We start from the raw sequence: 8,750 nt of genomic DNA, 5'->3' as shown, positions 1-8,750 counted from the left end.
AAACCCCCCCCCCGGCCCCGGCAAACCGCCGGTCGCGCGGGGCCATGCCGGGCGGCCACCTGCCCTCGCCTCACTGCTGCGCGTGCAGATCCCAGGTGGTCAGGTAATCGGGGTCGACCACGATCTCGCCGCCCGAACGCAGGCGGTACTCCCCCGGCTCCGCCGGCAGGTACTGGTCCAGCATCGGTGGCAGGTAACGCTCATGGCCATCGGCCTCGTCGGCCAGCACGACGCCTTCTTCGGCACTGATGCGCAGCACCGTGCCCGAATACTGCTGCTGGTCCCGCATCTGGCCATCTCCGCCGTAACGGGTGATACCGACCAGCACCACTTTGCCGATCATCTGCTCGGCCTTGGCATCGTCCAGGGTCGGCAGCAGGGAATTGGATTCGTCATTCATGGGTGCACCTCCAAAGCCTGCAAGAACATCGTGGAAACGCTTGAAGGATGGCAGCTCTAGTACACCACGGCCATCCTGGCCGGTTCATGCTCCCCGGGGATGAATGCTGCCATCGCCAGAGGCAGTGTGAAGTGAAGATGGCGCGCAATGCCGTGCCCGCCGCGCTGCCAGACAGTGGCCGTTACGTTTGGCGACTGCCTGCCCTGTGGATGCCGACCTGCTCATTCATCCTGGCGGCCCTGGGCGCTCCCGACGCACTCGCCGCCGACGTGACTCACTGCAGAAGCGCCCGTGAAGCCCAATCGAAGCTGCGCTCATGCAGTGCGAAATAGCTCGTCGGCAGGGTGATCGACAGGCATGCGAGGCCGGATTGCAATGCCGTCGGACTGCATGGCCGCAGGCCATCGAAACGCGTTGCATGCAGGCGTTCCGTCGGCGTATAGGTCAACGCGTAGTCGTAGTCGCAGGTGCCGCCGAACGTCGAAGCGGTATAGAACATCAGCGGCTGCTGCAGGCGCAGCGACACCTCCCGCAGCCACGCGCGGAACGCGTCGGGCGCATCCAGGCCGCGCATGTCCATCTGCGTGATGTACGCCTGGAGCTGCGCGCCAACGGCGGCATCGACCGGCGCGGCCCCGGCGTCTGGCCGCAGCCCGTCCCAATGCACGGCACCCGGCATGCGCCCGGATTGGAACCCTTGCGGACTGCCTACGCCGCGAAGCACCAGAAGGCCCTGCGCGCCAACGCTGTGACGATGCTCATCCCCCCGTGCATCGCAGGATGCCACCGGGTCCTTCACCACGTAGGACAGGTGTGCGAACGGCGATCCTGCTGCCCAGGCTACGGCCCGTTCCGTCGCGGCCAGATAGATTTCGTCCACACCCCACGCCATCGCAATGCTCCATTCCGTTGCCATCCACCCGTGCGCGTACCGTGCGCGGGTGGCCAAGGTAAACTGCGCGCAACCCATCCATCAACGCCCGCCGTGCGAACCGCCCACGCCCTCCGTTACATCACCCCGCTCCGCGAAGGGGGTTCCCTGCCCGCCGTGGTCGAGACCGACGACGACGGCATGGCCGTGCTCAAGTTCCGTGGCGCCGGCCAGGGTCCGAAGGCGTTGATCGCCGAGCTGATCGCCGGCGAAATGGCCCGCTCGGTCGGCCTGCCGATTCCGGAAATCCTGTTCGTGGAGCTGGACAGCGAGTTCGCCCGCACCGAACCGGACCCGGAAATCCAGGACCTGATCCGTGCCAGCGAGGGCCTGAACCTGGGCCTGGATTACCTGCCCGGCGCGATCAACTACGATCCTGCCGCGATGCCGGTGGATGCTGATCTTGCCTCGCGCATCGTCTGGTTCGATGCCTTCACCAGCAACGTCGACCGCACCACGCGCAATCCCAACCTGATGGTCTGGCACCGCAAGCTGTACCTGATCGACCACGGTGCGGCGATGTACTTCCACCACGACTGGGCCAATGCCGGCGACGCCTGCGAAAAGCCCTTCGTGCTGATCCGCGACCATGTGCTGCTGCCGTTTGCCAGCCGCATTGCCGAGGTGGATGCCGAGCTGGCCGCACGCCTGCCCGATGCGGAAATCGAGCGCATCGTCGGCCTGGTGCCGGACAGCTGGCTGGTGGACGAGCCGGCCTTCGACAGCCCGCAGGCTTACCGCCAGGGCTACATCAACTACCTCAAGCATCGCCTGAAGGTGCGTGCGGTGTTCGTGCAGGAGGCCATCCGTGCCCACGCTGCACACGTATGACTATGCGGTCATCCGCGTGGTACCGCGGGTGGAACGCGAAGAATTCATCAACGTCGGGGTGATCGTGTCCTGCCCCGGCGCACGCCATCTGGAAGCGGCCATCGAGATCGATGCGGCACGCCTGCAGGCGTTTGCCCCCGCGCTTGATCTGGAAGCCCTGCAACCGTGGCTGGATGCCATCGTGGCCATCTGCCGCGGCGACGCCAACGCCGGCCCGATCGCACAGCTGCCGGCACGTGCGCGCTTCCATTTCCTTACCGCCAAGCGCAGTTCGATCGTGCAGATGTCCAGCACGCACGTGGGCCGCACTGCCGATCCGGCGGGCGTGGTGGAACACTTGATGACGAAGATGGTGCGGGTGCCGCGCTGAGGCGGCACACGGTCAGTCTGGCAGGACTGCCAGGCGGACCCGGGGATCATCCCGCCGCAGCGACAGCACGCGCCAGCTGGCCTTGCGCTTGCGCTCGAGCAGGGTCGCCAGGGCGCCGGCATCGGGCCTGCCCTTCCGCGTGTACTTCACCGGGGCCAGCACCAGCAGCGTGACGCGCTGGTGCGGCGGGATCGAATCGCGCTCGTTCACCGGATTCCAGGGCTTGTCCACCGCCAGCAGTGCGTCGACATCCTCCGGCCACGGTAGATCAGTGAACGCGGGGTCGCTGCGTTCCACCAGGTGCCCCTCGCCGATCGGCCCCTGCGCGAACAGCTTCTCCACCATGCGCGACAGCAGTAGTTCCGGGAATCGCCACACACTGTCATCGGCCAGCCCGGTGCGCGGCAACGGCCAGTTGCCCTGCAGGCAGAGGAACAGCTCGGTCATCGGCGTCCCGGCGCCATGCAGTCCCGTTGTGAACAGCAGCTTGAAGTCGGATTTTCCGTCAATCAGGCTCACGTGCAGGGACGCCCTGGGATCACGCGATACCGGCGAGAACTCCGGCCGCAGCACCGGCCCGGCCGTGTTGTGCACGAAGACGATGATCGATTCGCCCGGTCCCTGCACATAGGGGCCCTCGTAATCGCGCACGCTCCTGCCCCCTTGGTGTTCCAACGTCGCCGCCACCGCGGGATGCTTCCAGATGCGCGCAACGTCCAGCGACGACTGGTTCATCTGCCGGTGCAGGCGGTTGATGTCGGCGCCAGCGTGCAGCAGCAGCTCGACGATATCGCCGCGCCCGGCAACAGCGGCGGCATACAGCGGCGGGCAGGCCACCAGCGCGGTGCCATCTGGATTGGCGCCCGCCTGCAGCAGCAACGTGCAGACCGCGGCGTGACCGCCATTCACGGCAGCCATCAAGGGCGTCGCACCGTCGTTGCCGCTGAAGCTCACGTCCACCGGCAGCCCCCACCCCAGCAGCCAGTGGCAGACCGCTTCCTGGCCGCTCGCCGCCGCCATGTGCAGCACGCTCTTGCTGCCGGCATTGCCGAAATAGGCCAGCCGCAGCAGGACGGGCTGCGCGGCTGCGATGGCGCGCACCACGTCCAGGTCCCCCGCCTCGACGGCGTTGTAGAGGCGAACGAGTTCGCTCTCGTGTTCGATACCCAATGCGTGGCGATCGCTCATGCTTCGTCCATGAAACCCGTGTTGATCGACCAGCCTATCGCACTGTGCGCCATTCCTGCAGCGCGCGGTCGTGCGGCAACGCTACAGCGGCAACCGCCGGGCGATGTAGTTGACCACGTTGCCCACCGCATCCGGATCAACATTGGCCAGGCCGATGACCACGTAGCCCTGCCCGGGCAGCACGACGATGGCACTGTTCGAACCCGGCGCGCCCCCTTCGTGCCCGTACTGGCGCTGGCTGCCCTGCCCCTGCACGACGAAGCCGTAGCCATACCAGCCCTTGTGATTCTGCGCGGTGGTGGCCTGCTGCAGCAGCGCCGGCGATACCAGCTTGCCGCTGCGCAGCGCCTCGCAGAACTTCAGCATGTCAGCGGCGGTGCTGTAGCCGCCACCCGCCGACATGCCGCGCCACGGCAGCGATCTGGTTTCGCGCGTCCATTGGCCTTCCTTCTTCGTGTAGGCAACGGCACGCTGCACGACGTCCACGGCTTCCGGCTCGAAGCCGGTGCCGGTCATGCCCGCTGGGCGCAGGATGTGTTCATCCACATAGGCGTAGTAGGACTGTCTGGAAACGGCCTCGATGATGCGCCCGAGCACGATGAAGCCGTAGTTGGAGTAGGCGTCCTGGCTGCCGGGCGTGAACTGCGGCGCATCCCTGGCGAAACGCTGCACGTAATCATCAAGCGTCTTCAGCGAGGCCGAGTACTGGTCGAAATCATCGCCGAAGAAATCACCCAGGCCACTGGTGTGGGTCAGCAGCTGTCGCACGGTCACGGTATCGGCGACGGCCTTGTTCGGATAGTCCGGCAGGTGCTTGCCGATTGTATCGTCCAGGCTCACCTTGCCGGCGTGTACCAGCTGCAGGATGGCCACCGAGGTGAACATCTTGTTGGACGAGGCCAGGCGGAACTGCGTCTGTGCATCGACCGCCTTGTTCGCGCGGCGGTCAGCCAGGCCACCGCTCCAATCCAGCAGCACGCGTCCGTTCTGCGCCACCAGCACCGTACCGGACAGCGCGTCCTCAGCGGCCAAGGCGTCCAGCTTTGCGCGGGCGTCGGACATCAGCTCCGGCAAGGCGACGCGTGCGGGCTGGTACTTTTCCGGCGTGGGTGTGCCTTCCAGCTGGAACAGCTTCAAATGTTCCGGATGGGCCGGGTCCATCTCCGCGGTCACCAGCATCGCACGCTCGGTCTGCTGCGCCAGCACCAGCAGCTTCGCCTGCAGCGGCGCGCTCTCACGCACCTCCAGCAGCTTCAGTGGGCCGGTCGACTCGCGGAACTCCAGGTAATCCTGCGGGGTGCTGCCGTCCTTCTTGGCGTAACGCTCAGCGAAGGCCTGCAACTGCTCCAGGCTGCCGGCATTGAACGCTGCCAGCCAGTCATCAGCCGCACGTCGGGCCTCAGGAGCGGGCGGCGCAGCGTGCGCGGCGCCCATGCACAACAGCATCAACAGCGCCCAGAACAGTTGGCGGGCGGCGAGACAGCGCACGAACATGGCGATTCCTTCGCAGACGAGTCGTGCGGCCATCCTAGCCCAAGGATGGCGCGTGCCGGGCGGGTAGAGTCGACCGTTGGTCGACTACCGCGCAAAGCGCGGGGCTTTTTTGGCCTGGTCGCAAAGCGCAGTCGACCAACGGTCGACTCTACCCCGGGGGTCGTCATCCATTGGCCAGCGGCACCATCCATGGGGGTACTCGCCTAGTCGGGTTGCCAATCCTGCCCTTATGGGATTTGCCAGGATGTAGCGCGCATGCTTTCGCAGTGATTCCTCACTGCGGATCGCATGGTCGAAGTAGCCCGCCTGCCAGAGGGCCCCGGCGCTTCCGCGATGTTGGTTGATGAGCAAACCGCTGCGTGACTTGAAGCGCTGCACGCAGTAGCCGAGTGACGTTTCGCGAAGCTGGGCAAGCCAATGCAGGTGGTCGGGCATGACCACCCACGCAAGCGGCGAGGTCAGCCCTTGTTGGTCCATTGCCTCCAGCACCTGTATCGCGATGTCGGCGTTGGCTGGGTCTTCGAAGACGGGACGACGATCTCTGCAGATCATCGTAATTGCGTACACGTTGCCGATGATGGAGCGGCGGCCGATGAGTAGTTGTGGACTGGGCATGTGGTTGAACATGCCCATGGTGGCTCCGTTCTGGCATCGGCGCGAGACCAGTCATCCCGTAGGGAAATGACTTGGCGCCGACTGGGTAGAGTCGACCGTTGGTCGACTCCCGCGCGAGGCGCGGGGTTATAGTTGGGTCGCGAAGGGCAGTCGACCAACGGTCGACTCTACCCTCCCCTGCCCCCCACCGTCACTTCGGCAACGCGTACGCCATCACGTAATCACCCTTCGGCGTTTCCATGAAGTGGTGCCCGGCCGCCACGATCACCACGTACTGGCGGCCGTCCTGCTCGTACACCATCGGGTTGGCCTGGCCACCGGCCGGCAGCTTGGCGTGCCACAGTTCCTTGCCGGTCTTCAGGTCGATCGCGCGCAGCAGATCATCGGTGGCGGCGGCAATGAAGATCAGGCCGCTGGCCGTCACCACCGAACCACCGTTGTTGGGGGTGCCGATTTCAATCGGCAGGCCGGAACGGATGCCGAACGGGCCATTGCCGCGCGCACTGCCGAACGGCCGATCCCACAGCAGCTTGCCGGTGCGCAGGTCGACGGCGCGGATGCCACCGTAGGGCGGCTGCTTGCACAGCAGGCCGGTGAACGGCAGGCGCCAGCCGGCGTTGACGTCGATGGCGTACGGCGTGCCCACCTGCGGGTCGCCCGCACCTTCGGCGCCGCCCTTGTCATGGGTGATCGCCTCGCGCGGCAGCCAGCCCTTGCGGTCGGCCTCGGCGCGCGGCACCAGCCGGTTGTAGTTGGGCATGTCGTTGTAGTTGGCCACGATCACCCCGCGCCGCGTATCGATGGCCACGCTGCCCCAGTCCGAACCACCGTTGTAGCCGGGGTATTCAATGGAATGGTGGTCTGCGCTCGGCGGCGTGTAGAAGCCTTCGTAATGCGCCTTGCGGAACTGGATGCGGCACACCAGCTGGTCGATGGGCGTGATGCCCCACATGTCCTGCTCGGTCAGGTCGTGCTCGCGGCGCAGCGTGTGGTACAGCGAGAACAACTGGGTCGGCGAGCGCTGCTCCGGTTCGACACCGCCGGTCGGCACCTTGCGCTCTTCCGCCGGGGTCAGCAGCTCGCCGGTGCGGCGGTCGAGGATGTACATGTCGCCCTGCTTGGTCGGCAGCAGGATCGCTGGCACCTTGCCCTGTGCGGTCGGGTAATCGATCAGGCTGGCCTGCGAACCCATGTCGTAATCCCAGACATCCTTGCGCACGGCCTGGAAATGCCACGCGGGCTTGCCGGTGGTCACGTCGATGGCGACCAGCGATGTGGCGTACTTGTTCTGGTTCTCGGTGCGCGAGCCGCTCCAGTAGTCGCCCGCGGAATTGCCCATCGGCAGATAGACCAGGCCCAGCTTTTCATCGCCGGTGGCGGTGGTCCACATGTTCGGCGTGCCGCGCGTGTACTCCTTGCCCTGTGCCGGCAAGCCGGTCAGTTCCGGCTGATCCATGTCCCAGGCCCAGCGCAGCTTGCCGGTCACCGCGTCGTAGGCCTGGATGACGCCCGACGGCGCATCGCGGCGCTGGCCGTCCAGCACCTGGTGGCCGGTCACGATGACGCCGCGCACGATGGCCGGCGGCGAGGTGATGGACACATAGCCCGGCGGCGTGTTGCCCATGCCCAGGGTGATGTCGACCTGGCCGTTGTTGCCGAAGTTGGCGCAGGGCTTTCCGCTGTCGGCATCCACGGCGATGATGCGGCCGTCCAGGGTGCCTTCGATGATGCGGGCGGTGCAGGCCGGGCGGTTGCCAGGCACGCTGGCGGCGCCTGCGGTCGGCGGCGGTGGAGGCAGTGCGAGGTCGGCCGCCGCATCCGCCAGGGCAGCATCGACCACGGCGGCGCCACTCGGTTGTTCGTAATAGGACACGCCGCGGCACGCTGCGGTGTAGGGAATGGAAGCGTCCTTGACCTTTGGATTGAAACGCCAGAGTTCCTTGCCGCTGCTGGCGTCGAGTGCGATCAACTGGTTGCGCGCGGTGCACAGGTACAGGCGGTTGCCGATCTTCAGCGGCGTGGTTTCCGCGCCCCAGCGGTTCTCTGGCAGATCGCCGGTGCGGAACTGCCAGGCCGGCTGCAGCGTGGCCACGTTGTCCGGGGTGATCTGCTGCAGCGGCGAGAAACGGGTGGCGGCGTTGTTGCGGCCCCACGCGGCCCAGTCGCCGTCGGCCGGCCGGTCGGAGGGCTGCAGGCCGGTGGTGTCCTCGGTGGGATCGATGCCGGTCGAGGCGGCGGCATCGGGGAACGGCTGGTCACCGCGCACTTCACCGTGCGGCACGAAGGCGAGCGCGAAGGCCGCCACGAACACCAGCATCAAGGCCGCCGCAACACCGCGTGATACGCGACGCGAAAAAGGCTGCTGCAGGGTCGGGGCCAGCAGCGCCATCACGATCGCCAGCGCGGTCACCAGGCCCAGCCGCGGCACCCAGCGCCAGTAGGTGCTGCCCGATTCCCACCACGTCCACAGCAGCGTGCCGATGAAAATGGCGGCGAACAGCAGCGCGGCACTGCGGCGGTTGCCCCACAGCAGCGCACCGCTGGCCAGCATGGCGACACCGGCGATGGCGTAGTACCAGGAACCGCCCAGGGTCAGCAGCCAGACACCCAGGCCGCCGATGACCGCGCCGAGCAGGATCAGCAGCAGGGACAGGAGGGTGGCCATCGGGTGCCGGCGACGCGGCGTGCGGGAAGGCGCTTCGGGGGGAACGGCAGCGGGGGCGGCAGGCATTTCAGGCTCCAGGGCGCGGCCGGGTGGCCGGTTGGACGGGGGTCACTGCGGACGGCATCGTCCGCTGGTTCGCCAACCGTTATCCGCCCCTGCCTGTGAAATGAATGCGTTCTTTGCCTGCAGATACGACGACGCCCGCCCCAGGGCGGCGGCGGGGGGGTCCGCACAAAGCGGCCGGGTACCACCGGGG

General features: G+C 66.8%; 8 protein-coding genes. 2 read left to right on the top strand and 6 right to left on the bottom strand.

All coding sequences use genetic code 11. From position 1 onward, the window contains the following. Nucleotides 1-70: 70 nt before the first annotated feature. The gene (locus IAE41_RS20815; RefSeq protein ID WP_108758464.1) at nucleotides 71-400 is read right to left on the bottom strand and encodes a hypothetical protein; all 330 of its coding nucleotides are present in this window, start codon (nucleotides 398-400) and stop codon (nucleotides 71-73) included. Between the two features lie 274 nt (nucleotides 401-674). Further along, nucleotides 675-1,280: a hypothetical protein gene (locus IAE41_RS20810; protein ID WP_200734414.1), complete on the bottom strand. Its 606-nt coding sequence runs from the start codon at nucleotides 1,278-1,280 to the stop codon at nucleotides 675-677. Between the two features lie 105 nt (nucleotides 1,281-1,385). Between IAE41_RS20810 and IAE41_RS20805 the strand changes: the two genes are divergently transcribed. Both IAE41_RS20805 and IAE41_RS20800 read left to right on the top strand, forming a co-directional pair. Continuing rightward, nucleotides 1,386-2,162 (top strand): HipA family kinase, encoded by a 777-nt coding sequence (locus IAE41_RS20805; RefSeq protein ID WP_200734413.1) that lies wholly within the window; start codon nucleotides 1,386-1,388, stop codon nucleotides 2,160-2,162. Continuing rightward, nucleotides 2,140-2,532 (top strand): DUF3037 domain-containing protein, encoded by a 393-nt coding sequence (locus tag IAE41_RS20800; RefSeq protein WP_079222373.1) that lies wholly within the window; start codon nucleotides 2,140-2,142, stop codon nucleotides 2,530-2,532. The genes IAE41_RS20805 and IAE41_RS20800 overlap by 23 nt, the downstream gene beginning before the upstream one ends. Before the next feature lie 12 nt (nucleotides 2,533-2,544). Here the strand turns inward: IAE41_RS20800 and IAE41_RS20795 are convergent, their stop codons facing one another. The 4 genes from IAE41_RS20795 to IAE41_RS20780 all read right to left on the bottom strand — a co-directional run bounded on the left by IAE41_RS20795 (nucleotide 2,545) and on the right by IAE41_RS20780 (nucleotide 8,494). Then, complete coding sequence (locus IAE41_RS20795; protein ID WP_200734412.1) at nucleotides 2,545-3,720, bottom strand: ankyrin repeat domain-containing protein; 1,176 nt, start codon at nucleotides 3,718-3,720, stop codon at nucleotides 2,545-2,547. Between the two features lie 81 nt (nucleotides 3,721-3,801). Then, a complete protein-coding gene (locus IAE41_RS20790; RefSeq protein WP_200734411.1) occupies nucleotides 3,802-5,214 on the bottom strand; it encodes a serine hydrolase domain-containing protein in 1,413 nt (470 codons plus the stop codon). Nucleotides 5,215-5,298: 84 nt separating this feature from the next. Continuing rightward, a complete protein-coding gene (locus tag IAE41_RS20785; RefSeq protein WP_325167016.1) occupies nucleotides 5,299-5,847 on the bottom strand; it encodes a transposase in 549 nt (182 codons plus the stop codon). A gap of 172 nt (nucleotides 5,848-6,019) precedes the next feature. Continuing rightward, on the bottom strand, nucleotides 6,020-8,494 hold the full coding sequence (locus IAE41_RS20780; protein WP_234458949.1) for a membrane-bound PQQ-dependent dehydrogenase, glucose/quinate/shikimate family: 2,475 nt from the start codon (nucleotides 8,492-8,494) through the stop codon (nucleotides 6,020-6,022). Between the last annotated feature and the right edge of the window lie 256 nt (nucleotides 8,495-8,750).

This window comes from Stenotrophomonas sp. S39, from assembly GCF_016624665.1.
GTDB lineage: Bacteria > Pseudomonadota > Gammaproteobacteria > Xanthomonadales > Xanthomonadaceae > Stenotrophomonas.
Note: the sequence above shows the minus strand (reverse complement) of the source record. Positions and strands in the feature narration are given on the sequence as shown.

Bases quoted from the DNA above. Each gene is read 5' to 3' on its own strand.
- IAE41_RS20780 (WP_234458949.1), bottom strand. From the start codon at position 8,494: ATGGCCACCCTCCTGTCCCTGCTGCTGATCCTGCTCGGCGCGGTCATC.
- IAE41_RS20815 (WP_108758464.1), bottom strand. From the start codon at position 400: ATGAATGACGAATCCAATTCCCTGCTGCCGACCCTGGACGATGCCAAG.
- IAE41_RS20790 (WP_200734411.1), bottom strand. From the start codon at position 5,214: ATGTTCGTGCGCTGTCTCGCCGCCCGCCAACTGTTCTGGGCGCTGTTG.
- IAE41_RS20785 (WP_325167016.1), bottom strand. From the start codon at position 5,847: ATGGGCATGTTCAACCACATGCCCAGTCCACAACTACTCATCGGCCGC.
- IAE41_RS20795 (WP_200734412.1), bottom strand. From the start codon at position 3,720: ATGAGCGATCGCCACGCATTGGGTATCGAACACGAGAGCGAACTCGTT.